Source organism: Microbacterium sp. LjRoot45 (assembly GCF_964253325.1).
Classification (GTDB): Bacteria; Actinomycetota; Actinomycetes; order Actinomycetales; family Microbacteriaceae; genus Microbacterium.
Genome location: NZ_CAXUQM020000001.1, coordinates 2125072 through 2148369, shown reverse-complemented (window position 1 = coordinate 2148369; position 23298 = coordinate 2125072). Strand labels below are relative to the sequence as shown.

Sequence of the window (23298 nt, the reverse complement as noted above, 5' to 3'; positions counted from 1 at the left end):
GGCACCGCGCAGTGACCACGCCTCTCGACACCGACCTCGACACCGAGCTCCGTACCGACTTCGACACCGACCCGGCGGGAGCGACGCACGATACGACCCCGCCGTGGTGGCGGCAGGCGACCGTGTACCAGATCTATCCGCGCAGCTTCGCCGATGCGGATGCCGACGGCATCGGCGACCTGCCGGGTATCACGTCGCGCGTCGACTACCTCGCGAGCCTCGGGATCGACGCGGTGTGGCTGAGCCCGTTCTACCCGTCGGAACTCGCCGACGGCGGCTACGACGTCGCCGACTACCGCGACGTCGACCCGCGCCTGGGCACGCTCGACGACTTCGACCGGATGCTCGCCGCGTTGCACGAGCGGGGGATCAAGGTGGTCGTCGACATCGTCCCCAACCACACCTCGGATCAGCACGTCTGGTTCCAGCGTGCACTGGCGGCGGGACGGGGATCGACGGAACGCGAGCGGTACATCTTCCGCGAGGGCTCCGGGCCTGACGGCGCGCATCCGCCGACGGACTGGGTGTCGGCGTTCGGCGGGCCCGCATGGCAACGTGTGGACGACGGCCAGTGGTACCTGCACAACTTCGCGCGGGAGCAGCCCGACCTCAACTGGGATCACCCCGACGTGCGCGACGACTTCGTCACCACGCTGCGGTTCTGGGCCGATCGCGGCGTCGACGGCTTCCGCATCGACGTGGCGCACATGCTCTCCAAGGACCTCACCGAGCCGCTGCCGTCGCGCGCCGAGCTCGATCTGCTTCCCCGCGACGGCAATCACCCCCTTCTGGACCGGGACGATGTGCACGAGATCTACGCGCAGTGGCGAGAGGTGTTCGACTCCTACGACCCGCCCCGCACCGCGGTCGCCGAGGCGTGGGTCGACCCCTCGCGCATCCACCTGTACGCGCGCCAGGAGAGCCTCGGCCAAGCTTTCAACTTCGACCTGCTGGAGGCGGCGTTCCACGCGCCGGAGTTCCGCCGCATCGTCACCGAGAACCTGTCCCGCACCGAGGGGTCGTCCTCGTCGAGCACGTGGGTGCTGTCCAACCACGACGTCGTGCGCCACGCCACCCGGTACGGGCTCCCGGGGGCCGACGACCCGGCGGTCACGCCGACGAAGCGCGCCGCCCAGTGGCTGCTGCAGGGCGGGCGACGAGAAGGCGTCGACGCCGAACGCGGTCGTCGGCGCGCCGCCGCAGCGACCCTGTTCGTCCTGGGGCTCCCCGGGTCCGCGTATCTGTACCAGGGCGAAGAGCTCGGCCTCCCCGAGGTGTCCGAGATCACGCCGGCGCAGCGCCAAGACCCCACCTACTTCCGCACGCACGGAGCCGAGATCGGCCGCGACGGATGCCGTGTGCCTCTCCCGTGGCACGCCGAGGGACCTGCGTTCGGATTCGGTGACGACGGCGCGCACCTGCCGCAGCCCGCGTGGTTCGGAGGCTTCGCCGTGGAGCGGCAGGAGAGCGATCCGGCATCCACTCTCTCGCTCTACCGTCGGGCTCTACACCTGCGTCGGCGCCTGCAGGGGACCGAGCGGCTGGAATGGGTCGAAACGGGGCGTGACGACGTGCTCCACTTCGTCCGCCCCGGCGGCTGGCACGTCGTTACCAACTTCGGCGACGACGAGTACCGGCTTCCCGCGGAGCTCGTGACGCACACCAGCCGGATCGTGCTCTCCAGCGCGGATGCCACTACGGTCGCCGACGCCCGTGACACGGTGCCGGGCGAGACGACGGTGTGGATCGCGGCCATCGAGGAGTGAAGACCGCCGCCGGGGCGTCGTGCGGGCGGGGCCCCGCAGGCGCCCCGGCGGTGCTGCGCCTCTCGCCCTCGCGTCAGGGGCGGAGCGCGAAGACCGGCACCGTGGGCGTGCGCAGGCCGGCGTTGGCGGCCCGCCACCGCTCGGCCGCTTCGGAGCCGATCGTGCTCGCTAGGAGGAGCGCACCCAGCCGATCGATCACCTCGCCGCGATTGACGGCAACCGTCGAGCACGGCATGCAGTGCGCGACGTGCGCGTCGGCGCCGCGTCCGCCCGTGCGCCCCTGGAAGAGCGACGAGCGCACGTGAGCGCACTCGTCGGGCAGTCCACGACCGCGGGAGACGGCGATCCACCTCTCCACGAAGCGGTCCACCAGTCGCGGCGAGGTGGCTTCCACGAGGGATGCCGCGATCATCGGTGCGCAGTCGCTCCACGTCATCCGGTCGACCGCTCGGAACCACAGCAGTGCGCGGTCGTCGGCGGGGAGCAGCCGATAGGCCTCCACGAGCGACGTCCGCCCGGCGGGGTAGTCGTGGTCGCCGGCACCGTCGAGCTGAGGGAAGAGCTCCGCCGTGACGGCCACGACGGTCTCCCGCACCGGCATCCCCGCCCAGACGCGGGCCGGGGCCTCCTGACGGAAGAGGTCGCGCGCGGCGGCGACCGTCTCGTGCGACGCGGTCATCCCGGTGCACGCCCTGACCGTCTCGGCGGCGGCGCTCTCGTGGCGGGCCCACAGCAGGTCGGCCGCCTCGGGCCGCCCGACGAGACTCTCCGCGAGCAGCGCGCGGTCGGTCCAGCGACTCATCCCGCGGAACCCCTCGATCTCTGCAATGCGCATGGTTCCGGCATCCTTCCCTCGCCTCACGGCATCGACTCGATTCCGTCGAACAGTCCCAGTCGCTCTCCCGTCACGAGCGCCTCGGCACGCCGCGTGACGCCGAGCTTGCGGTACACCGACGTCAGGTGCGTCTTGACGGTGTTGCGGGAGACCCCGAGGAGGTGTGCGGCCGCGTCGAGCGTGACGGGGCCGCGGACGGCTGCCAGCACCCGACGCTCCGACCGCGTGAGCGGCGGGATCCGAGGCACCTCGGGAGCCGCGACGACACCGACGGCGGCTCGCGCGAAGGCGTCCCTCACGTCGGCGGGTACGGCAGCGGCGAGCTCCGCACGGGCGCTCGCGGGCAGCATCGCGAGCGAACGTCGCGCGCCGGTCGCGAGCATCCAGCGAGCGGCCGACGTCGCCAGCGCGGCGTCGACGCGTCCGGTTCGGAGGAACGTCGCCCAGGCGATCAGCAGCGATGCCTCCGCGCGTTGGCCCGGGGGTGTGCCGCGGGCCGTGAGGATCGCGCCGGCGAGGGTCGCGGCGCCGGCGGGTCGACCCTGGCGCAGCACGAGGCGAGCGCGCGCGAGCCGCGTGAGGTCTCCGCCGGCGGTGTCGATCCGTCCCGCCGCGCGAAGATCGCCCAGCAGCGCGAATGCGTCGATCCGGCTCGCGGCGGCGATGTCCGCCATGAGGGCGCCGCGCGCCGGGAGCTGGGGGAGGAGGAGGTCGAGGGTGTCGAGCGTCCGATGCGGCAGCCCTTCGGCCAGCGACAGGCGGGTGTCGGCGAGGAGGGCGAACGGCAGGAGCCCCGGCGTCCCCGCGTCGAGGCTCCGGACCGCGGCCGATGCTTCGGGCGTCAGGCGTTCCACGGCGAGAAGCGCACGCGCCGCGCGGGCCACGGCATCCGTCGGCTCTGCGCCGACCCCGGAGTAGGGGGCGGGATCGTCGTCATACGCGCGGGCCAGGATGCCGTCAGCCGCATCGAGCGATCCCCGCACGGCGTGCACGAGCGCTTCGTGGTGCGCGGCGAGGCGGATCTCGGCCGGAGTGCGCGCCGCCCGCGCGGCCGCTTCGAACTCGACGAGCGCCGTGACCGTGCGTCCGGCCAGGAGCGAGGCGCGACCGAGGACCACACGCGGGGGGAGCGGCGTCCCCTCACGCTCCGGCGTTCCTTCGCGATCCGGAGTTGCGGTCGCGCTCATGCGTCGTCGAAGCCGCGGGCGAGCTCGTCGAGTCGCGTCCACGCCGCACGGCAGCGTACGCAACGCGCGAGATGGGTGAACCGTGCGACCCCGACGACGTCGGCCAGCGCGAGCGGGAAGATGTCGGGGAGCGTGTTGGCGATGCGCACGCACGCGGCGGGCGGGTCGGCCCACACGAGCATCTCCCGCACGATCGCGCGCCGCAGGCCCGCCTTCGCGCGGTAGACGAGCGCGTGGATCGCCGGGGCGGGACGGTCGAGCTCGGCCGTCAACTCCCGCGCCCGCGCCCCCGCCACCGCCACGTGCACGAGCACGCGCTGCTGATCGGCGGGGAGCGTCCGCAGGGCGCGGCGCACCAGCGCGCGCTCGTGGAACACGTCGACCTCGCGGAACACGTCGGCATCCGTGCGGACCCCCTCGGCCTCCAGCGGCACGGTGCGGGAGCGCGCGGAGCGCAGTTCGTCCTTCATCCGATTGCGCATGGCCGCGAACAGGTACGCGCCGATGTTGGCGATGTCGCTCCCCGACGCCGCGCGACCGACGGCGGAGGCGAGGGCCTCCGCGAGCAGGTCGTGGGGGTCGAGGAGATCTCCGGCGAGTTTGCGGGCGAACCCTTGGAGAAGTCCTCGGTTGGCCGCGTAGAAGTCGCCGATGGCGGCCGTGGGGTCGGCGTCGGTGTGACTGTCGGTCTCTTCGCCGAGTCGTTCGGCCGTGATGGTGGTGCGCACGTGTGGTTCTCCCGCGATCTCCCGTGACGCCGCCGGTGCCGTGGTCGAGCCGCGGATGCCGGAGGCGTGAATGCACTGAAGAGATGCCCCCGCCCGGAGCCGATGACGGCGGAGTCGCGGAAACCACCCGTTTCCTCACCCGAATCCCTCACAACTGAGGGTCTGGAGCCGCGTCGCCTAGGCTCGTCGGGTGACGTCCGCCCCCTCACCCGCGCGACTGCCCGCGGCGATCGCCCTGTCGGGTGCGGTGCTGGTCGGCATCCTCACGGCGATACAGGCGCGGATCAACGGCGAACTGGGCCTGCGGTTGGGCGACGGACTCGTCGCGGCGGCCATCTCGTTCGGCTCCGGCCTCGCGCTCCTCGCCCTGTGCTCGCTCCTGCTGCCGTCGGGGCGACGCGGCTTCCGCGCGCTCACGACGGGGCTGCGCGAGCGCACGATCCCGTGGTGGATGCTGGCGGGCGGCGCCGCGGGCGCCCTCACGGTGGCGACCCAGGGCCTCGCCGTCGCCGTCATCGGCGTCTCGCTGTTCACCGTGGGCGTGGTCGCGGGTCAGACCGTCAACGGGCTCGTCCTCGACCGCGTCGGCTACGGCCCGGCGGGGGTCGTCGCCGTCACCGTCCCCCGGGTGCTGGGCGGGGTGCTCGCGCTCGCCGCGGTGGCCGTGTCGTTGCAGGGCGGGGTGCTCGATCGCATCCCGCTGTGGATGCTGGTCCTCCCGCTCGTGGCGGGCGTCGGGATCGCGTGGCAGCAGGCGACCAACGGACGTCTCCGTCAGCGCGTGGGAACCCCGCTCACCGCGACCCTCGTCAACTTCATCGGCGGCACGATTCTGCTCGTGGTGGCCGCGGTCGTGAGCGTCGCGGTTTCAGGCCCGCCCGACACGGTGCCGGGGGAGCCCTGGCTGTTCGTCGGCGGGGCGATCGGCGTCGTCTACATCTTCCTGTCGGCGGCGCTCGTGGTGCACACCGGCGTGCTCCTGCTCGGACTCGGCACCGTCGCCGGTCAGCTGCTCACGGCCTTCGCGATCGATGTCGCGTTCCCCGCGGCATCCGGACCCGGGTGGGCGATCGAACTCACGATGGTCGCGATCGCCCTCGTCTCGGTCGTCGTGGCGGCAGCGCCGTGGCGCGCTCGCCGTCGCCCTCAGGGCTGATCGCTCGCGTCCGCGGCGCTCTGGCGAGCGGCGATCTTCCGCGCCCTCTTCTCGGCCTTCGCCGCGCGCTCCCGCTCCTTCTTGCGTTCCTTCTTGCGGGCGCGCTTGGCCTTCTTCTTGGCCTTCTTCGCCGCGCGCTTCGCCTTCTTCCCGGTGCGCGAGGGCAGCGCCTCGCCGGTTGTCGCGACCGTGGTGGGCGGCTCCTCGCCGTCCGCCGCCCCTTCGAGCGTCGTCGACGACGGCATCCGCGCGGCCGAGGGCATGCGCGTCACCAGGGGTGCGGCATCCAGCGCCGCGCGGCGACCGGGACGACTGTGGGCGGGCTTTCCGCCGACGTACAGCCAGCCCAGCAGCTCCTCGTCGTCGCCGAGACCGTGAGCGCGCGCGACGGGAGTCGAGCGCGTCTCGCGCCCGGTGCGCCAGATGACCCCCCACCCGGCTTCGTCGAGGAGGAGGCTGAGCATGTGGGCGACTCCGGATGCCACGGCCTCCTGCTCCCAGCGGGGCACCTTCGTGCTCGGCCGGAAGCTCGCGACCACCGCGATCAGCAGGGGTGCCCGAAGCGGTTTCGTCGACGGCCGGTCGTCGCCTTGCGCGAGCGCGAGCGCCTCGCCGAGGCGATGGCGGTCGTCGCCACGCAGCTCGATCAGGCGCCACGGACGCAGCGACGAGTGGTCGGCGACGCGCCCGGCGGCCGAGACGAGCGTGAGCAGCTCCGCGCGGGTGGGAGCGGCATCCGTCACCTTCGACCACGACCGCCGGGCGCGAACGGCCTGCAGGGCCCCGTTCACCTCTCGGGCGTCACTTCTCGGGTGCGAACGAGAGTGACAGCGAGTTCATGCAGTAGCGGTCGCCCGTGGGCGTGCCGAAGCCGTCGGGGAACACGTGCCCGAGGTGCGAGCCGCACGTCGCGCACCGCACCTCCGTGCGCACCATCCCGTGGCTGCGGTCTTCGATGAGTTCGACCGCCTCCGGGCGCACCGACTCGTAGAAGCTCGGCCACCCGCAGTGGGAGTCGAACTTGGTGCCGCTCTGGAAGAGCTCCGCTCCACACGCGGCACACGTGTAGAGGCCGGCGCGGCTCTCGTCGAGCAGCTCGCCGGTCCAGGCGCGCTCCGTGCCGGCCTGTCGCAGCACCGCGTACTGCTCGGGGGTCAGCTCCTCGCGCCACTGCTCGTCGGTCTTGTTCACGCTGTACGTCATGGCAGCTCCTTAGGTCCACTCCATTCAACCCGACACTGCCCCTTCCTGTTCCTTCCGGCGTGCATCGAGTGGCGCTCCCGCGTCCTCGGCGGGAGGTGTCTAGCCTGGACACGTGCCCCTCTCCGACCGCGACCGCGTCCTCCTGGACTTCGAGGCGCGCTGGGGCCGCCACGGCGCCGCGAAGGAGGAGGCCGTGCGCGAAGAACTGGCGCTCACACCAGCGCGCTATTACCAACTGCTCGGTCGTCTCGTCGACGACGCGGATGCGCTCGCATACGCGCCCATGCTCGTGCACCGGCTGCGCCGCATGCGCGAGGCGCAGCAGTCGGTCGCTGTCACGGCCCCCGGCCCGGGCCTGCATCGCGCGGGCCGATAGAATCGCGGGATGCCGAACGAGCACCCGAGCGACCGCTTCGACACGCTGCCCGATCCCGCCGAGAGCGGTGCGCGTCGCGTCGGAGCGCACCGTGCCGAGCAGCCGCGCATGCGTCGCGGCCGCATCTTCCTGTGGGCGCTCGTCGCGACCGTCGTCCTCGTGGCCCTCGGCATCCTGGGCACGTTGTGGGTCACGGGACGCTTCGCCGCCGCACCGCCGGCGGCGGTCGTGCCGACGCAAGGCCCGACCGCCACGCCGGTGGTCGACCCGTCGTACACCGTGCTCGTCCTCAACGCCTCCACCGACGACACCCTCGGTGCCAGCGTCAGTGCCGATGTGGTCGCCGCAGGGTGGTCGGCCGACGACGTGACCGCCGGGGATGCCGGTTCCCACGACTTCCCGACCACGACCGTGTTCTATGCCGCCGAAGACGACGAGGGCGCCGCGCGCGGCCTCGCCCAGTCGATCGGGGGCGCGGAGGTCGAGTTCAGCGAGGCCTACCAGGACGGTGACGAGCTGAAGCAGCTGGTCATCGTCATCGGCATGGATCGCGTCGAGAACACCGACTGAGGTCGCCCTCGCGAATCCCACCCGATCCGCCGTGTTTCCTGCGTGTGAAGACTTCGGTGCAGGCGTGTCAACAGTTGCCGGAACGGCGGCTGCGCGTATCGGGGCGTCGTTAGCATTGCGACGTTCCACCGCTTTATGGCACCACTGAGATTCGCATGACGGGATAGAAAAGATGACGCAGGGCACCGTCAAATGGTTCAACGCCGAGAAGGGATTCGGCTTCATCACGGTCGTCGACGGCCAGGACGTCTTCGTCCACTACTCCAACATCGACATGTCGGGATTCCGCGTGCTCGAAGAGGGGCAGACGGTCGAGTTCACCGTGGGCACCGGGCAGAAGGGCCCCCAGGCCGAGTCCGTCCGCGTCGTGACCGCCTGACGTCACCGCGCTCGGCTATCCTGCCCGGGTGACCCTCCCTCTGCGCTCCGTCGCGGCCCTCGCGGCCCTGTCCGTCGCGGCGATGACTCTCCTCGGTTGTTCGCCCGAGACGGAGGCCGCTCCGTCACCGACGGTGACGGCCACCCCCACGCCGACGCCGACTCCCACGCCGACCCCGACGCCGACGCCCACGACGGGCGCTTCGCCGCTGCGGGGGACGGAGGTGCCGCTGGCCGACATCACGGGACCGGCGCTCGCCGCCAAGATCGACAATCACTGGGACGCACGGCCGCAGTGGGGGCTCGAGCGCACCGACATCGTCTACGAGGAGCTCGTCGAGGGCGGCATCACGCGCTACGTCGCGGTGTGGTTCTCCGACGTGCCGAAGGAGATCGGCCCGATCCGCAGCATCCGTCCCATGGACCCCGAGATCGTCGGTCCGCTGGGCGGCATCATCGCCTTCTCCGGCGGCAAGGCCCAGTTCGTGCAGATGATCCGGGACACCGATCTGCACACGTCGATCCACGGCGGCGCGGACGACCGGTTCATGTACCGCTCGACGGCCAAGCGTGCGCCGCACAACGTGGTCGTGCGGGCCCGCGAGCTGCGCGCCGAGTACAAGAAGATCGACCCGCCGAAGCAGCAGTTCGCCTATTCCGAGGATGCCGCGTCGTCCTCCGCGGGCACCGACGGCTCCAAGACCAAGGGGCTCGACATCGAGTTCTCGTACCAGTCTGACCGTGCCTGGCGATGGAATGCGGACGCCGGGAAGTACCTGCGCTGGCAGGACGGGAACAAGGACCGGGATGCCGGTGGCACGCAGCTGCGCGCGACCAACGTGGTCACGCTGACCGTCGAGGTGGAGTACGGCACCGTCCCGCGGACGCGCCTGGTCGGGAAGGGCAAGGGGACCGTATCGACCGACGGGCGCACGATCCGCGTGTCGTGGTCGAAGAAGAACCGCGATGCGCCCATCCGTCTTCGGGACTCCGACGGCGCCGAGGTCACGCTCGCCCCCGGCAACACGTGGGTCGAGCTCGTCCCCGAGCGCGGATCGGTCGATATCGTCCGCTAGCGGTCGCCGTGTGTCGGGCCGGGAGCCCGCGGCTTGCACTCCCCATGGTCGAGTGCCAGAATGATTTAGCACTCGATGTCATTGAGTGCTAAAGACATCGCCTACGTCCGGGAGGGACGACACACACATGGCAAAGATCATCGCTTTCGACGAGGAGGCCCGTCGCGGTCTCGAGCGCGGCCTCAACATCCTGGCCGACGCCGTCAAGGTGACGCTCGGCCCCCGCGGTCGCAACGTCGTGCTCGAGAAGAAGTGGGGCGCTCCCACCATCACGAACGACGGCGTCTCGATCGCCAAGGAGATCGAACTCGACGACCCGTACGAGAAGATCGGCGCGGAGCTCGTCAAGGAGGTCGCGAAGAAGACCGACGACGTCGCCGGTGACGGCACGACGACCGCCACGGTCCTGGCTCAGGCGCTCGTGCGCGAGGGCCTGCGCAACGTCGCGGCCGGCGCCGACCCGATCTCGCTCAAGAAGGGCATCGAGAAGGCCGTCAAGGCCCTCTCCGACGAGCTCCTCGCGTCGGCCAAGGAGGTCGAGACCAAGGAGGAGATCGCCGCCACGGCATCCATCTCCGCCGCCGACCCCGAGATCGGCGAGCTCATCGCCGAGGCCATCGACAAGGTGGGCAAGGAGGGCGTCGTCACCGTCGAGGAGTCGCAGACGTTCGGCACCGAGCTCGAGCTCACCGAGGGCATGCGCTTCGACAAGGGCTACATCAACCCCTACTTCGTGACCGACCCCGAGCGTCAGGAAGCGGTCTTCGAAGACCCCTACATCCTCATCGCGAACCAGAAGATCTCGAACATCAAGGACCTTCTGCCGATCGTCGACAAGGTCATCCAGGAGGGCAAGGAGCTCGTCATCATCGCCGAGGACGTCGAGGGCGAAGCCCTCGCGACCCTGGTGCTGAACAAGATCCGCGGCATCTTCAAGTCGGTCGCCGTCAAGGCTCCCGGCTTCGGCGACCGTCGCAAGGCCCAGCTTCAGGACATCGCCATCCTCACGGGCGGCCAGGTCGTCACCGAAGAGGTCGGCCTCAAGCTCGAGAACGCCACGACCGACCTGCTCGGCCGCGCTCGCAAGGTCATCGTCACGAAGGACGAGACCACGATCGTCGAGGGTGCCGGCGAGGCCGCTCAGATCGAGGGTCGCGTGACGCAGATCAAGCGCGAGATCGACAACACCGACAGCGACTACGACCGCGAGAAGCTCCAGGAGCGTCTCGCCAAGCTCGCCGGCGGCGTGGCCGTCATCAAGGCGGGTGCGGCGACCGAGGTCGAGCTCAAGGAGCGCAAGCACCGCATCGAAGACGCCGTCCGCAACGCGAAGGCGGCCGTCGAGGAGGGCATCGTCCCCGGTGGTGGCGTCGCGCTCATCCAGGCGGGCAAGAAGGCGTTCGACAAGCTCGAGCTCGTCGGCGACGAGGCGACCGGTGCGAACATCGTCAAGGTCGCCATCGAGGCTCCGCTCAAGCAGATCGCCCTCAACGCGGGTCTCGAGCCCGGCGTCGTGGCCAACAAGGTCTCCGAGCTCCCCGTGGGCCAGGGCCTGAACGCGGCGACCGGCGAGTACGTCGACATGTTCGCGGCCGGCATCATCGACCCCGCAAAGGTCACCCGCTCGGCGCTGCAGAACGCGGCATCCATCGCCGGCCTGTTCCTCACGACCGAGGTCGTCGTCGCGGACAAGCCCGAGAAGGTCGCGGCTCCGGCCGGCGACCCGACCGGTGGCATGGACTTCTGATCGAGAAGCACTGATCGAGAAGCACTGACGAGAAGGGCCCCTCCACGGAGGGGCCCTTCTTGCGTCACCGGAAGATGCCGGTGGCCGCAGACTCCGTGTCGGCGTACTGCCGCGCGACGTGCCCGAGGGCGCCGCTGATGTCGGCCAGCGCCGTCTCCACTTCGCGCTGTGCGGCCCTCCACCGCTCGATGACGGACTGGAAGGCCACGGCGGCCGACCCGGTCCACGAACCCTGCAGCTGGGTCAGCTGCGACATCATCGCCGCCGTGTCGGACTGCAGTCGATCGCCCGTCGCCCGTACGGCCGATGTGGCGGACATCACCGCGTCGGAGTCGACGCTGAATACGGCCATGTTCTGGCTCCTCTCCTGTCGGATGCCCCGAGGCTAGGCCGCATCGGGCGAGCGGATGCCGCGGCATCCGCGGTCCTGCGGAGGGCTACGACGGCGCGGTCCCTGGGGAGGAGGCGTCGGTGTCCGGGGAGGGGGCGCGGGTGCGGGACGGCGTCAGTTCTCGCGGAGGCGCGGGAGCGGCTGCGTCTCGATGAGGAGATGCTCCTCGACCGGGCGCGGGGTCGCCAGCGGGAACGAGACCCGGAAGGTGGCGCCGCCGCCCGCGGTCTCGGTGACCTCGATCGAGCCGTGGAGGGCTTCGACGATCGACGCCACGATCGACAGTCCCAGGCCCGACCCGCCGGTCTCGCGGGTGCGCGAGGTGTCGGCACGCCAGAATCGCTGGAAGATCTTGTCGCGGATCTGCTCGGGGATGCCGTCGCCGTGGTCGATCACTGCGATCCACCCCATGCCGGCGCGTTCGTCGACGCCGACGCCCACGTCGATCGGACTTCCGTCGGGGGTGTAGCGGCGGGCATTGGCGAGCAGGTTCGCCACCACCTGGCGTACGCGGTTCTCGTCGCCGAGGACGATCGGGTCGACGACGCGCCGCGCCGCAGACGCCGGGGCGGCGGGTGGGAGCACGGCATCCTCGTCCGCCTCGGAAGGCGCCGCCGAGCGCGAGCGGCGACGGAGGATCGACCGCGTCGCATCGGCGAGGCTCGCCCCCGAGCGGCGCCCGCGCAGGGCCGTGTCCTTGGCGTGCGGAGCGGTCTCCGTCGAGGGCGCTCCCGTCACGGTGGCCACCACGACGGTCTCGTCGATCATCGTGACCGTGCGGTCGGGAGAGGTGACGCGCGCGTCGAGCACGGCGTCGCGCGCGATCGGCCGGAGGTCGACGTCGAGGATGACGATGTCACGCCGCTCGTCGAGGCGGGCCAGGGCCAGCAGGTCTTCGACGAGTGCCCCCATGCGCACGGCTTCCTTCTCGATGCGCTCCATGGACTGCGCCGTCTGCTCGTCGCCCGAGATGGCGCCCATCCGGTACAGCTCGGCATACCCGCGCACGGTCACCAGCGGCGTGCGGAGCTCGTGGCTCGCGTCGCCGATGAAGCGTCGCATCTGCCGCACCGACGCGTCGCGCTGCCCGAGCGCGTGATCGATGCGGTCGAGCATGGCGTTGATCGCGGTCTTCAGACGTCCCACCTCGGTGCCGGGGGCGATGTCGGTCATGCGCTGCCGGAAGTCGCCCGCCGCGATCGACATGGCGGTCTCCTCGACCTGACCGAGCCCGCGGAACGCCAGGGTCACGGCACTGCGGGTGGCGAACGCCCCCGCCAGGATCGTGAGGATCGCGAGGATCGTGTAGATGCCGATGTAGTTCGCGACCGTCTGGTTGACGCTCGTCAGGGGAATTGCCACCATCTGCGAGTAGTTGTCGCGCACACCCTCCAGCGGCGGGAGGAAGTCGACGCTGGCGCGGAACTTCGCCGCGCCGTCGGTCGACTGCAGGTCGAACGGCTCGGTGCCCGTCGTGAGGGTCTCCTGCAGCGTGAACACCTCCGGGAAGGCGGGTGCGGGACCGTTGTCGCCCGCCGTCGCCTTCAGCGCCCCGTCGGGGCCGTAGACGGCGACGAAGTACTGCGTGCCCGCGGCATCCTTCTCGATGAACATGGGAACGCCGTCGTAGATCTCGATGTCGAACACGGTGCTCGCGACGTCCGTCGGCGCCAACTGCTTGAGGTAGGCGTCGAGGGAGGAGAGCTGGGAGTTGCGCAGGAACACCATCGTGCCGACACCGGCGGAGATCAGGCCGATCGCGAGCACGGCGACGGTGACGCCGGTCACCTTCGCGCGCAGGCTCGTGCCGCGCCACCAGGAGGTGAGGCGGTCGGTCGTGGTGTTGGTGCCGCTCAGGTCGAAGTCCCCTCGGACGTGCGGGTCAGACCGTCTTCCCGGTCTTGAGCATGTAGCCGAAGCCGCGCTTGGTCTGGATCAGCGGCTCGGAGGAGTGCGGATCGATCTTGCGCCGCAGGTAGGAGATGTAGCTCTCGACGATGCCGGCGTCGCCGTTGAAGTCGTACTCCCACACGTGATCGAGGATCTGCGCCTTGCTGAGCACGCGGTTGGGGTTGAGCATGAGGTAGCGCAGGAGCTTGAACTCGGTGGGAGACAGATCGATGGAGATGTCGCCCACGAGCACGTCGTGCGTGTCCTGGTCCATCGTGAGCTCGCCCGCCTTGATGGTCGACTCCTCGTCGGCCTGCATCGTACGGCGCAGGATCGCCTGGATGCGGGCGACGATCTCGTCGAGGCTGAACGGCTTGGTGACGTAGTCGTCGCCCCCCGCGTTGAGGCCCTCGATCTTGTCCTCGGTCTCGTCCTTCGCCGTGAGGAACAGGATCGGCGCCGTGTAGCCCGCGCCGCGGAGGCGCTTGGTCACGCTGAAGCCGTTCATGTCCGGGAGCATGACGTCGAGGATGATGAGGTCGGGTTCCTCCTCGAGCACGGCCGAGATGGTCTGGGCGCCGTTGGCGACGGCTCGGACCTGGAAGCCGGCGAACCTCAGGCTCGTGACGAGCAGGTCCCGGATGTTCGGTTCGTCGTCGACGACGAGAATGCGCGCAGCGTTCATAGGCCCATCTTGGCATCGGATTCCCTGCGGATGCTGGAAGCGCAGCGACGCCGGGCATGATGGAGGTATGACGCTGCCGCCCGAACCTCCCACGGTCCCCGCCGCACCCGCCCTCGTATCCGCGCCCGCGGTCGCCGCGCCCGCGGCGCCCAAGCCGCTCCCCGTCGACGCCATCGTCGGCGGCCTCGCGTTCCACCGGCTCGGCTTCGCGCGTCGCCGCCGCGCGTGGTGGACGCCGCTCGTGACCGGCCTCCTGGCCATCGCGTTCTACGCCGTGCTCACCGTGGTGCTGGGCGTCTTCATGGTCGTCGCCGCCCTCACCGACCCCGGCTTCGCCGATCGGATGCTGACGCTCACGACCGAGGTCTCCTTCGACCTCACCGAGCCGCTGCTCGTGGCGCTCCTGCTGCTGAGCATCGTCACCATGCTCCCGTCGTACGTGTTCGCCTCCCTCATCGTGCAGGGCGGCAAGCTCGGGTTCATCTCCTCGGCCGCGGGACGGCTGCGGTGGCGGTGGCTGCTGCTGACCACTGCGGCGGCCGCCGTCGTCGCCGTCGCGATGAGCGGACTCTCCCTCCTGCTCCCCGGAGGAGCCGAAGGCGTCACCGACGGTTCGGGCCTCGTCGCCCCCGACGACAACCCGGCCCTGTGGGCGACGCTCGTCGTGCTCCTCGTGCTCGTGCCGCTGCAGGCCACGGCGGAGGAGTACATCTTCCGCGGCTACCTCATGCAGGCCATCGGGCGGTGGCTGCGGCATCCCGCTTTCGCCATCCTGCTGCCGGTGCCGCTGTTCGTGCTGGGACACCTGTACGACCCCCTGGGGCAGCTGAGCGTCGGCGTGTTCGCCGTGGCCGCGGGCTGGCTCACGTGGCGCACCGGCGGGCTCGAGGCGGCCATCGCCCTGCACGTCGTCAACAACCTGCTGGCGTTCCTGCTGGGCCTCGCGGGCCTCTCCGACGTCAACGCGAGCTCCCCGGGCTGGGCGAGCTTCGTCTTCTCCACGCTGCTGGTGGGTGTCTACACCGCCGTCGTGGAGTGGCTGTTCCGCCGCTCGCGGCTCGGACGAACCGTCATCGTCACGCCGGCACCCACGCCGCCGTACGCGCTCGCGTCGGCTCCGACCGCACCGTCGCCCGGTGGCGGCTACGCCGCGGAGAGCCCGTCGGCATCCAGGATCGTGTAGCTGTACCCCTGCTCGGCGAGGAACCTCTGCCGGTTCTGCGCGAAGTCCTGATCGACCGTGTCGCGGGCGATGAGCGTGTAGAAGCTCGCGGTGTGTCCGCTCGTCTTCGGCCGCAGGAGGCGCCCCAGGCGCTGAGCCTCCTCCTGCCGTGATCCGAACGACCCGGAGACCTGGATCGCGACGGAGGCCTCGGGCAGGTCGATCGAGAAGTTCGCGACCTTCGAGACCACGAGCACGGGGATGCGTCCCTCGCGGAACCCGCCGTACAGCTCTTCGCGCTCGTCGACGGGAGTGGCTCCCGTGATCTGCGGTGCGCCGAGCGCGTCGGCGAGGACGTCGATCTGATCGAGGTACTGGCCGATCACGAGGATCTGCTCACCCTGATGCTTGGCCACGAGGTCGCGCACGACGCCGATCTTGGCGTGCGCCGTCGCCGCCAGGCGGTAGCGCTCGTCGTCGGCGGCCGCGGCGTATTCCAGACGATCGGATGCCGGAAGGTCGACGCGCACTTCGTAGCAGACGGCGGGGGAGATGAAACCCTGGGCCTCGATCTCCTTCCAGGGGGCGTCGAAGCGTTTGGGGCCGATGAGGCTGAAGACATCGCCCTCCCGGCCGTCTTCGCGCACGAGAGTCGCGGTGAGGCCCAGGCGACGGCGGGCCTGTAGGTCGGCCGTCAGCTTGAACACCGGTGCGGGGAGGAGGTGCACCTCGTCGTAGACGATGAGGCCCCAGTCGAGGGCGTCGAGCAGCGCGAGGTGCGCGTACTCGCCCTTCCGCTTCGCCGTCAGGATCTGATAGGTCGCGATCGTCACGGGCTTGACCTCTTTGGCCTGCCCCGAGTACTCGCCGATCTCCTCCGGCGTGAGGCTCGTGCGCTTGAGGAGCTCGTCGCGCCACTGCCGGGCACTGACCGTATTCGTCACCAGGATGAGAGTGGTCGTCTTCGTGTCGGCCATCGCTGCCGCGCCGACGAGGGTCTTGCCCGCCCCGCACGGAAGCACCACGACACCCGAACCGCCCTCGCTGAAGATGTCGACGGCCTTGCGCTGGTACGGGCGGAGCGTCCAGCCGTCCTCGGCGAGATCGATCTCGTGCGGGGTGCCGGGCGTGTATCCCGCGTGGTCCTCCGCGGGCCAGCCGATCTTGAGGAGCTCCTGCTTGATGTGTCCGCGCGCCCAGGCGTCGATGACGAACACGTGGGGAGCGGGGTGGGCGATCAGCAGGGGCTGGATGCGCTTGTTCTTCGACACCTCGGCCAGCACCGCGACGTCGGTGGAGCGCAGGAGGAGCTCTCCCTCGTCGCCACGTTCGATGACGAGCCGGCCGTAGCGGCCGACCGTCTCGCGGATGTCGATGGACACCGAGGCCGGCACCGGGAACCGCGACCAGCGGTCGAGGGTGGCGAGCATGTCCTCCGCGCCGTGACCGGCCGCGCGCGCGTTCCACAGTCCCAGCCGCGTGATGCGGTACGTGTGAATGTGCTCGGGTGCGCGCTCGAGCTCGGCGAAGATCGCGAGCTCGTGCCGCGCGTCCTCGGCCGCCGGGTGGGCGACTTCGAGCAGCACGGTGCGGTCGCTTTGCACGATGAGGGGGCCGTCAGCCATAACGTGCCAGTCTACCGGCCGCAGGTCACGCGGGACGCACGCTCGCGATGCTCGAGACGGGCAGCGTGCGCTCGACGTCGGCGACCCGATCACGGCCGCGCAGACGGCCGCCTCCGAGGCCGGTCGCCTCCATCGTGATCTCGCGCTCGCCGCCGTCGGGCAGGCGGACGACGATCGTCAGCACCGCTCGGGCGCGCACCGCCTGCTCCAGTTCGCGCCCGAGCCACGCCGTGTCGGCGTCGGCGGCGTGGGCGGCGCGCAGCCGCTCTCGCAGTGGTGCGTACGCATCGGGGGATGCCGTGGCATCCGGCGGGGTGGGAGCGAGGCGACGACGGTCGAGCGTGCGGACGGCGCCGTCGGCGTCGACGGCCACCACGGGGTAACGGGCGTCGGCCAGCAGCCAGAAGACGGTGTCAGGGCTGCTGCGGCTGAGGAGGACGTCGCCGTGGGGCGTGAGGCCGAGCGGTCGGAGCGCCTGATCCACGGCGAGCGCCGGGAGCGTCGTGGGATCGAGCGCGGTCACCTGCGTGCGACCCGACCAGTCGGGCCCGACGCGGATGCTCCCGTGCCGCCGCGCGCTGCGATCGATCTCGTACTCGAGGGGCTGGGGGACACCTGTGAGCGAGAGGTCGGCGAGGAATCGGCGCACCGACTCCGCCGTCTCACCGGTCGTGAGCGCGGCGCTCAGGGTGTCGGCCGTGAACCGGTAGGTGGATGCCTGGGCGCGCGTCTCCCGCAGCGCCATGGTCCGCAGGCGCCGGTCGAGCTGCGGCTCGAGAGGGCCGGGGGCGATGGCCGTCAGGTCGTTCTGCAGGAAGACGCGATCAACCTCGGCGGGCAGGAGCGCCTGCAGGGCGGACTCGTCGCCGCCCGCGCCGTCGCGGACGCCCTCCGCCCACGCCGCACTCCGGCCGTCGGGGCCGATCACGGCCCAGCGCTGCAGGAGGGCCCGCCAGCGGTCGGCGCGCGCCGGCCACGCGGGATCGAAGGGGTAGGCGCCGCGCCACTCGGATACCTCGATCCAGCCATCGGTGCCCAGAAGCGCGGCAGGCAGCGCCGCACGAAGGCGGAGCGCGACGTGGTGCCAGCGCGTGACCGTGCGCTCGCCGAGCCATCTGTCGCCGTCCGTGGTCACGATCCAGTGGTGGTCGACGTCGGCGAGGAGGCCGGCGGTCGCGGCGATCTCGACCAGGTCGTCGGCGGAATCGGGGCTGTCGACGGCGCCGTCTTCGATCAGGCGACGGCGCTCCGCGGCGCCCAGCGCGCCCGACCCGATACGAGAGAGGGGCGTCGCGAGTGCCGCCTGCAGGATGTCGGCCAGGGAGGTGGCCGCGGCGAAAGCACGTTCTGCGGCGTGGGCCTCGTCCTCACCCGCAGGTGTCACCGGGGGCGTGGTGTCGGCGGTCGGGACCGAGGCCCATCCGGCTACGACGGCTCCGTACGGCACGCCGTCGGGGGCGACCAGCGCGCGTCGGGTGAGAGCCTCACGCCGGGCCCCTGCGGGAACGGCGGCTTCGTGCCCGGCGTTCGATGCGTTCACCGCGTCGAGAAGCGCCGCCGCGTCCTGGCGGGGGAGCGCCGCCACACCGCGCGCGATGGAGACGGGATCGAGCAGTGCGTCCGCCGCGTCGAAGAAGTCGTCCCACGCGGCGGTGGCCGGGATGCGGCGGACGGTCAGCAGCTCCGTCAGTGCGGCATCGTCGAGCGAGGCGAGGTGGGTCGCCAGCGTCCGCGCGTCGGGAGCGGCCACGTCAGCGGCCCTTGCCGGCCCGTGCCCTCCGGACGAACGTCATGATGACCACGCTCAACAGCATCGCGAACGCGAGGATCGGAGCGATGTAGACGATCACGCCGATCGTCGGCCACAGGCCCTCATCGAACTTCGCTCCGGACGACGTCCCGATGATGATGGCGGCGAAGCACAGCAACGACAGCGCCAGCAACGACAGTGACATGGTCGCCAGAATGCGGTCGATGCGGCGGACGGGAAGTTCGTCGCGAGAGGGAGACGTGCTCATCGGACTCAGCCTAGCGGTTGAGCGCCGTGGCGTAGGCTGGGTACGGGGCCTCGTGGCCCCTCTTCCATCCTGCCCGGGCGCGCGCGTCGTGTTCCGGGCCCAGCAGTTCGCAGCGAGGTTGAGATGCCCACCGGCAAGGTCAGGTTCTACGACGAGGAGAAGGGGTTCGGCTTCATCGTCACCGATGACGGCCAGGACGTCTTCCTGCACGCGACGGCGCTTCCCGCCGGTACCGAGTCGCTCAAGGCCGGAACGCGCGTGGACTTCGGGGTCGCCGACGGGCGCAAGGGGCTTCAGGCCCTCGCCGTCCGCGTGCTCGACGCGCCCGTGAGCCTGTCCAAGCGGAACCGGATGAAGGCCGACGACATGGCCGTCGTGATCGAAGACCTCGTGAAGGTGCTCGACACCATCGGCGGCGACCTGCGCCACGGGCGCTACCCCAGCGGCTCCCACGGCAAGAAGGTCGCCGCGATCCTGCGCAAGGTCGCTGATGACCTCGACGCCTGATCCGGTCGACGAGCGGCTGCTGGCCGCCCACGATCTCGCGCGCGCCGCGCTCCTCGAGGTGACCCCCGAGGCATCCATCGGCGAGCCCGCCGGCTACACGCTCGAAGACGGCGGCGTCGTCTCGCTGCGGTTCGCCAACCGGCTCTCGGGGTACCCGAACTGGTTCTGGACGGTCAGCGTCGCCGTCGTCGACGATGCCGAGCCGACCGTGCTCGAGGTGGAGCTGATGCCCGGCGACGGTGCGCTGCTCGCCCCCGAGTGGGTGCCGTGGGCCGAACGGCTCGCCGAGTACCAGGCCGCGCAAGCAGCGCTGGCCGAGGCTGAGGGCGATGCTGCGGTCGACGGTGACGGCGAGGACGATCTCGACGACGACGTGGACCTCGACGACGAAGACGATCTCGACGACGACGACGACGAAGACGACCTCGACGCGGCGGACTTCGACTCCGACGGGTCGCCGATCCTCCACTCGGGCGACGTGGACGGCGTCGACATCGACGAACTCGATGAGTCCGCGGATGACGTCGATCTGGACGAGGACGACGAGGACTGACGTCGGCGTTTCGTCTCGCTGCGCTCGCTCAACGACCGGGGGTGCGCCGCTCAACGACCGGGGTGTGAGCGCCTCCGGTCGTTGAGCGAGGGAGCGGAGCGACCGAGACGAAACGTCTGGCCGGCTCGCGCCGTCAGCGGATCTCGAACCGCACCGGCTGGAGCGCCTCGTCGCGCGACGACGGCCCGATGAGGAGCTCGAAGGCGCCCGGCTCGACGATGCGGTGACCCGACGCGTCGACGATCGTGCAGTCCGCCGCGGAGACCTCCACCTCGACGACCGCCGTCTCACCCGGGGCGACGTCGACGTGTCGGTGCGCCTTGAGCTCCTTGTCCGCCCAGCTCACCGAGGTCACGCTGTCGCGCACGTACACCTGGACGACCTCGTGCGCGGGGCGACCTCCTGTGTTCCGCAGCGTCACGCGTGCGCGCACGGCCTCGTCCGCCGTGACGAACGGTGTCAGGATCTCCGCGTCGCCGTATTCGACGGTGGTGTACGACAGACCCTCGCCGAACGCGTGCGCAGGGCTCTGGGTGAGGTCGGCGTAGCGGTCGCCGTGCTGGCCGCGGATCTGGTTGTAGTAGGTCGGCTGCTGGCCGGCGTGGCGGGCGAACGAGATCGGCAGACGGCCCTGCGGCTCGATGCGGCCGAGCAGCAGCTCGGCGATCGCGCGACCCCCCTGCATCCCCGGATTCGCGACCCACACGAGCGACGCGTCGCGCACCGCGTCGGGCAGGATGAGAGGCTTGGATGCCAGCAGCACCACGACCAGGGGCTTCCCGGTGGCCGCGAGGGCCTCGAGGAGGGCGCGCTGGCCGCCGATGAGTTCGAGGGTCGCCGTCGAGCGTCCCTCGCCGACGAGCTCGATGCGGTCTCCGACGACGGCGACGACGACGTCGGATGCTTCGGCCAGCGCCACGGCTTCGGCGATCTCCGCGGCATCCGGCTCGCGGGGGACCACGATCGGCGGACGCGGCTGTCCGTCGGGGAACACTCCGGCCGGGTCGTCGGAGAGATCGAGGATGCCGGCTCCCGGCGTGTAGGCGACGCTCCACCCCGCGGGGACGAGGTCGAGCAGGCCGTCGAGCACGGTCGTGATCTGGTGGCGAGGGTGACCCTCGGGCATCCAGTCGACCTGTCCGGAAGAGCCCGCCCAGTCGCCCAACTGCGTCTGCGCGTCGTCGGCGAGCGGGCCGACCACCGCGATCCGCTTCGCGGCGACCGCGGCGACCGCGGCGTCGATCGGCGGCTGCTCGATCGGCGACTGCTCGATCGGCAGGGTGCCGTCGTTGCGGAGGAGCACGAGCGACCGCCGCGCGACCTCGAGGTTGAGGTCGGAGTGGGTCGAGGACGCGATCACGCTGCGGATGCGGTCGGGGTCGGGCAGGCGCGGGTTCTCGAAGAGGCCGAACCGGAACTTCAGGGTGAGGATGCGGGCGACGGCGCGGTCGATGTCGGCCTCGTCGAGCATGCCCGCGGCAACGGCGTCCAGAGCGCCCTCGAAGAACTTCGGCGTCGTCATGACCATGTCGTTGCCGGCCTTGACCGCTGCCGCCGCGGCGTGCGCGTAGTCGGGCTGTACCTTCTGCTCCCACACCATGCGGCCGATGTTGTCCCAGTCGGTGATGAGGGTGCCGGTGTAGCCCCACTCGCCGCGCAGCACGTCGCTCAGCAGCCAGTCGTTGATCGTGATCGGAACCCCGTCGGTCGTCTGGTAGCCGAGCATGAACGTGCGGCATCCTTCACGGGCCACACGCTCGAACGGCGGCAGGAACCACGACCGCAGCTTGCGGCGGGAGATGTCGGCCTCGCTCGCGTCGCGTCCACCCTGCGTCTCGGAGTAGCCGGCGAAGTGCTTGGCCGTGGCGAGGATGGCATCCGGGTCGTCCAGTCCGCCGCCCTGGTAGCCGCGCACCATCGCGGCGGCGAGCTCGCCGATGAGGTAGGGGTCCTCGCCGAACGTCTCGTCGACGCGCCCCCACCGCAGGTCGCGAGCGATGCACAGCACGGGCGAGAACGTCCAATGGATGCCGGTCGCGGCGACTTCGGCGGCGGTCGCGCGCGCGACCCGCGCCACGAGGTCGGAGTCCCACGTCGCGGCCATCCCCAGCTGGGTGGGGAAGATCGTCGCGCCCTCCCAGAACGAGTGCCCGTGGATGCAGTCCTCGGCGACGAGCAGCGGAATGCGCAGGCGCGTCTGCGCCGTCAGCTCTGCGGCCCGCAGCACCTTCTCGGGCGAGGTGTGCAGGATCGAGCCGGCGTGGCGGCCATGGACGATCTCGTCGAGGTCTTCGCGCGCGTCGAGCTGCATCATCTGCCCGACCTTCTCGGGGAGGGTCATGCGACTCAGGAGGTCGGCGACCCGCTCCTCGACGGGCAGGCGGGCGTCGAGGTACGCGGCGGTGGTCAGGTCGACGGTGGTCATGGGGTGTGATCCTTGGGGGTCGGGGAGAGGTGCGGCTCGGTGGTGCGCACGGCGGTCACGGCCTCGTTGACGTCGAGGCCCTTCTTCTTCATCGCCCGTGCGCGCTCGCCGGCCGATCGCAGTCGCGGGTTGACGTACTCGTCGATGCCGAAGTTGATCAGCGACAGGGCGACGCCGATCGCGGCGATGCACAGCCCGGGAGGCAGGTACCACCACCACTGGTTCTGACGGAACGCGCCCTGGGCGCTGGCCCAGTTGAGGATCGTGCCCCAGTTGTAGGTGTCGACGGGGATGACGCCGATGTAGGACAGCGTCGTGAGGCCGAGGATCGCCGCGGTCACGGTGCCGACGAAGCTCGCGGCGATGAGCGCCATGAGGTTCGGCAGCATCTCCACGGCGATGATCCGGCGAAGTGGTTCGCCGTTGGCGCGGGCCGCCTGGATGAAGTCGCGGTTGCGCAGCGACATCGTCTGCGCGCGCAGCACGCGGGCGCCCCACGCCCAGCCGACGAGGCCGAGCACTGCCGCGATGAGGATGAGCGGGGGGTCTTCGAAGGTGGAGGCGACGATGATGATGAGAGGGATGCCGGGGATCACCAGGAACACGTTGGTGAGCGCCGAGAGGCTCTCGCTGCGCCATCCGGTGAGGTAGCCGGAGATGACGCCCACGACGATCGCGATGACGGTGGCGATGATCGCCGCGAGGAAGCCGACGACGAGCACGCCGCGCGTGCCGTGGATGACCTGACTGAGCACGTCTTCGCCGATGTGGGTCGTACCGAGCCAGTGTGCGGCCGACGGCGGCTGGAACCTCGCCGTGTTGTCGACCTTCGTCGGCGAGTACGGCGCGAGGACATCGGCGAAGATCGCGATGAGCACGAAGAAGCCGAGGATGAGCAGCCCCGTGACCGACTTGCGGTTGCGGAACATCGCGAAGGCGCTGCCGAGCCGGCCGCGCCAGGTGACCTCGGTCGTGGCGGGGCCGCGGACGGTCGGGCTCGTCTCGGTGCGTGTCGTGGCG

The 23298-nt window shown here is 70.7% G+C and carries 22 protein-coding genes and 1 pseudogene; 10 read left to right on the top strand and 13 right to left on the bottom strand.

Annotated features, from left to right (window positions below; translation table 11 throughout):
• Positions 1 to 11 precede the first annotated feature (11 nt).
• Positions 12 to 1766, top strand: coding sequence for a glycoside hydrolase family 13 protein (locus ACSQ18_RS10160; protein ID WP_436037168.1), 1755 nt, complete (start codon positions 12 to 14; stop codon positions 1764 to 1766).
• A 73-nt stretch (positions 1767 to 1839) separates the two neighbouring features.
• Here ACSQ18_RS10160 and ACSQ18_RS10155 read toward each other — a convergent pair whose 3' ends face one another.
• Genes ACSQ18_RS10155 through ACSQ18_RS10145 form a run of 3 tightly spaced genes read right to left on the bottom strand, consistent with a single transcriptional unit; the run spans position 1840 to position 4516 of the window.
• Positions 1840 to 2601, bottom strand: coding sequence for a hypothetical protein (locus tag ACSQ18_RS10155; protein WP_436037166.1), 762 nt, complete (start codon positions 2599 to 2601; stop codon positions 1840 to 1842).
• Positions 2602 to 2624: 23 nt separating this feature from the next.
• A complete protein-coding gene (locus ACSQ18_RS10150) occupies positions 2625 to 3788 on the bottom strand; it encodes a LuxR C-terminal-related transcriptional regulator (RefSeq protein WP_436037164.1) in 1164 nt (387 codons plus the stop codon).
• Entirely contained in the window at positions 3785 to 4516 is a 732-nt protein-coding gene (locus tag ACSQ18_RS10145; RefSeq protein ID WP_436037163.1) for a sigma-70 family RNA polymerase sigma factor, read from the bottom strand. The genes ACSQ18_RS10150 and ACSQ18_RS10145 overlap by 4 nt, the downstream gene beginning before the upstream one ends.
• 190 nt (positions 4517 to 4706) lie before the next feature.
• Here ACSQ18_RS10145 and ACSQ18_RS10140 point away from each other — a divergent pair, with 190 nt between their 5' ends.
• Positions 4707 to 5672, top strand: coding sequence for a DMT family transporter (locus ACSQ18_RS10140; RefSeq protein ID WP_436037162.1), 966 nt, complete (start codon positions 4707 to 4709; stop codon positions 5670 to 5672).
• A 248-nt stretch (positions 5673 to 5920) separates the two neighbouring features.
• On the opposite strand, the pseudogene ACSQ18_RS10135 reads toward ACSQ18_RS10140, so the two are convergent.
• Together ACSQ18_RS10135 and msrB are read right to left on the bottom strand one after the other, a co-directional pair.
• A pseudogene (locus tag ACSQ18_RS10135) lies at positions 5921 to 6463 on the bottom strand (nitroreductase family protein); the annotation flags it as partial.
• Positions 6464 to 6473: 10 nt separating this feature from the next.
• Positions 6474 to 6875, bottom strand: a complete 402-nt coding sequence (msrB, locus tag ACSQ18_RS10130) for a peptide-methionine (R)-S-oxide reductase MsrB (protein WP_144808655.1) — start codon at positions 6873 to 6875, stop codon at positions 6474 to 6476.
• 112 nt (positions 6876 to 6987) lie between these two features.
• Here msrB and ACSQ18_RS10125 point away from each other — a divergent pair, with 112 nt between their 5' ends.
• The 5 genes from ACSQ18_RS10125 (at position 6988) to groL (ending at position 11022) form a co-directional block, all read left to right on the top strand.
• Positions 6988 to 7251, top strand: coding sequence for a DUF3263 domain-containing protein (locus tag ACSQ18_RS10125; RefSeq protein ID WP_436037161.1), 264 nt, complete (start codon positions 6988 to 6990; stop codon positions 7249 to 7251).
• Between the two features lie 9 nt (positions 7252 to 7260).
• A complete protein-coding gene (locus tag ACSQ18_RS10120) occupies positions 7261 to 7821 on the top strand; it encodes a LytR C-terminal domain-containing protein (RefSeq protein ID WP_436037160.1) in 561 nt (186 codons plus the stop codon).
• 172 nt (positions 7822 to 7993) lie between these two features.
• Positions 7994 to 8200, top strand: a complete 207-nt coding sequence (locus ACSQ18_RS10115; RefSeq protein WP_144808649.1) for a cold-shock protein — start codon at positions 7994 to 7996, stop codon at positions 8198 to 8200.
• 28 nt (positions 8201 to 8228) lie between these two features.
• A complete protein-coding gene (locus tag ACSQ18_RS10110; RefSeq protein ID WP_436037159.1) occupies positions 8229 to 9275 on the top strand; it encodes a DUF3048 domain-containing protein in 1047 nt (348 codons plus the stop codon).
• A 127-nt stretch (positions 9276 to 9402) separates the two neighbouring features.
• Positions 9403 to 11022 (top strand): chaperonin GroEL, encoded by a 1620-nt coding sequence (gene groL / locus ACSQ18_RS10105; RefSeq protein ID WP_144808645.1) that lies wholly within the window; start codon positions 9403 to 9405, stop codon positions 11020 to 11022.
• Between the two features lie 64 nt (positions 11023 to 11086).
• Here groL and ACSQ18_RS10100 read toward each other — a convergent pair whose 3' ends face one another.
• From ACSQ18_RS10100 to ACSQ18_RS10090, 3 genes are all read right to left on the bottom strand, one after another.
• Entirely contained in the window at positions 11087 to 11374 is a 288-nt protein-coding gene (locus tag ACSQ18_RS10100) for a WXG100 family type VII secretion target (protein WP_144808643.1), read from the bottom strand.
• Positions 11375 to 11527: 153 nt separating this feature from the next.
• Entirely contained in the window at positions 11528 to 13141 is a 1614-nt protein-coding gene (locus tag ACSQ18_RS10095; RefSeq protein WP_436038426.1) for a sensor histidine kinase, read from the bottom strand.
• 154 nt (positions 13142 to 13295) lie between these two features.
• Positions 13296 to 13988: a response regulator transcription factor gene (locus ACSQ18_RS10090; RefSeq protein WP_144808639.1), complete on the bottom strand. Its 693-nt coding sequence runs from the start codon at positions 13986 to 13988 to the stop codon at positions 13296 to 13298.
• A gap of 67 nt (positions 13989 to 14055) precedes the next feature.
• On the opposite strand from ACSQ18_RS10090, the gene ACSQ18_RS10085 reads away from it, so the two are divergent.
• On the top strand, positions 14056 to 15171 hold the full coding sequence (locus tag ACSQ18_RS10085) for a CPBP family glutamic-type intramembrane protease (protein WP_436037158.1): 1116 nt from the start codon (positions 14056 to 14058) through the stop codon (positions 15169 to 15171).
• Here the strand turns inward: ACSQ18_RS10085 and ACSQ18_RS10080 are convergent.
• From ACSQ18_RS10080 to ACSQ18_RS10070, 3 genes are read right to left on the bottom strand one after another with little or no spacing between them, the layout of a single operon-like run.
• A complete protein-coding gene (locus tag ACSQ18_RS10080) occupies positions 15132 to 16775 on the bottom strand; it encodes a DNA repair helicase XPB (protein WP_436037157.1) in 1644 nt (547 codons plus the stop codon). The two genes, ACSQ18_RS10085 and ACSQ18_RS10080, sit on opposite strands and share 40 nt — an antisense overlap.
• A gap of 25 nt (positions 16776 to 16800) precedes the next feature.
• The gene (locus tag ACSQ18_RS10075) at positions 16801 to 18525 is read right to left on the bottom strand and encodes a helicase-associated domain-containing protein (protein WP_436037156.1); all 1725 of its coding nucleotides are present in this window, start codon (positions 18523 to 18525) and stop codon (positions 16801 to 16803) included.
• Between the two features lies 1 nt (position 18526).
• Positions 18527 to 18793, bottom strand: coding sequence for a multidrug ABC transporter ATPase (locus ACSQ18_RS10070; RefSeq protein WP_436037154.1), 267 nt, complete (start codon positions 18791 to 18793; stop codon positions 18527 to 18529).
• Between the two features lie 123 nt (positions 18794 to 18916).
• Between ACSQ18_RS10070 and ACSQ18_RS10065 the strand changes: the two genes are divergently transcribed.
• Both ACSQ18_RS10065 and ACSQ18_RS10060 read left to right on the top strand, forming a co-directional pair.
• Positions 18917 to 19300 (top strand): cold-shock protein, encoded by a 384-nt coding sequence (locus ACSQ18_RS10065; RefSeq protein ID WP_144808629.1) that lies wholly within the window; start codon positions 18917 to 18919, stop codon positions 19298 to 19300.
• Positions 19284 to 19853, top strand: coding sequence for a DUF3027 domain-containing protein (locus tag ACSQ18_RS10060; protein ID WP_436037153.1), 570 nt, complete (start codon positions 19284 to 19286; stop codon positions 19851 to 19853). The genes ACSQ18_RS10065 and ACSQ18_RS10060 overlap by 17 nt, the downstream gene beginning before the upstream one ends.
• A 133-nt stretch (positions 19854 to 19986) precedes the next feature.
• Here the strand turns inward: ACSQ18_RS10060 and ACSQ18_RS10055 are convergent, their stop codons facing one another.
• Together ACSQ18_RS10055 and ACSQ18_RS10050 are read right to left on the bottom strand one after the other, a co-directional pair.
• Positions 19987 to 22278: a glycoside hydrolase family 3 N-terminal domain-containing protein gene (locus ACSQ18_RS10055; RefSeq protein WP_436037151.1), complete on the bottom strand. Its 2292-nt coding sequence runs from the start codon at positions 22276 to 22278 to the stop codon at positions 19987 to 19989.
• Positions 22275 to 23207: an ABC transporter permease gene (locus ACSQ18_RS10050; RefSeq protein ID WP_436038425.1), complete on the bottom strand. Its 933-nt coding sequence runs from the start codon at positions 23205 to 23207 to the stop codon at positions 22275 to 22277. Before ACSQ18_RS10050 ends, ACSQ18_RS10055 begins: the two co-directional genes overlap by 4 nt.
• Between the last annotated feature and the right edge of the window lie 91 nt (positions 23208 to 23298).

Coding starts and splice junctions, on each gene's coding strand:
- ACSQ18_RS10155 (WP_436037166.1), bottom strand. CDS start 2,601: ATGCGCATTGCAGAGATCGAGGGGTTCCGCGGGATGAGTCGCTGGACC.
- ACSQ18_RS10150 (WP_436037164.1), bottom strand. CDS start 3,788: ATGAGCGCGACCGCAACTCCGGATCGCGAAGGAACGCCGGAGCGTGAG.
- msrB (WP_144808655.1), bottom strand. CDS start 6,875: ATGACGTACAGCGTGAACAAGACCGACGAGCAGTGGCGCGAGGAGCTG.
- ACSQ18_RS10120 (WP_436037160.1), top strand. CDS start 7,261: ATGCCGAACGAGCACCCGAGCGACCGCTTCGACACGCTGCCCGATCCC.
- ACSQ18_RS10115 (WP_144808649.1), top strand. CDS start 7,994: ATGACGCAGGGCACCGTCAAATGGTTCAACGCCGAGAAGGGATTCGGC.
- groL (WP_144808645.1), top strand. CDS start 9,403: ATGGCAAAGATCATCGCTTTCGACGAGGAGGCCCGTCGCGGTCTCGAG.
- ACSQ18_RS10100 (WP_144808643.1), bottom strand. CDS start 11,374: ATGGCCGTATTCAGCGTCGACTCCGACGCGGTGATGTCCGCCACATCG.
- ACSQ18_RS10095 (WP_436038426.1), bottom strand. CDS start 13,141: ATGGTGTTCCTGCGCAACTCCCAGCTCTCCTCCCTCGACGCCTACCTC.
- ACSQ18_RS10090 (WP_144808639.1), bottom strand. CDS start 13,988: ATGAACGCTGCGCGCATTCTCGTCGTCGACGACGAACCGAACATCCGG.
- ACSQ18_RS10085 (WP_436037158.1), top strand. CDS start 14,056: ATGACGCTGCCGCCCGAACCTCCCACGGTCCCCGCCGCACCCGCCCTC.
- ACSQ18_RS10080 (WP_436037157.1), bottom strand. CDS start 16,775: ATGGCTGACGGCCCCCTCATCGTGCAAAGCGACCGCACCGTGCTGCTC.
- ACSQ18_RS10070 (WP_436037154.1), bottom strand. CDS start 18,793: ATGAGCACGTCTCCCTCTCGCGACGAACTTCCCGTCCGCCGCATCGAC.
- ACSQ18_RS10065 (WP_144808629.1), top strand. CDS start 18,917: ATGCCCACCGGCAAGGTCAGGTTCTACGACGAGGAGAAGGGGTTCGGC.
- ACSQ18_RS10060 (WP_436037153.1), top strand. CDS start 19,284: ATGACCTCGACGCCTGATCCGGTCGACGAGCGGCTGCTGGCCGCCCAC.
- ACSQ18_RS10055 (WP_436037151.1), bottom strand. CDS start 22,278: ATGACCACCGTCGACCTGACCACCGCCGCGTACCTCGACGCCCGCCTG.
- ACSQ18_RS10050 (WP_436038425.1), bottom strand. CDS start 23,207: ATGTTCCGCAACCGCAAGTCGGTCACGGGGCTGCTCATCCTCGGCTTC.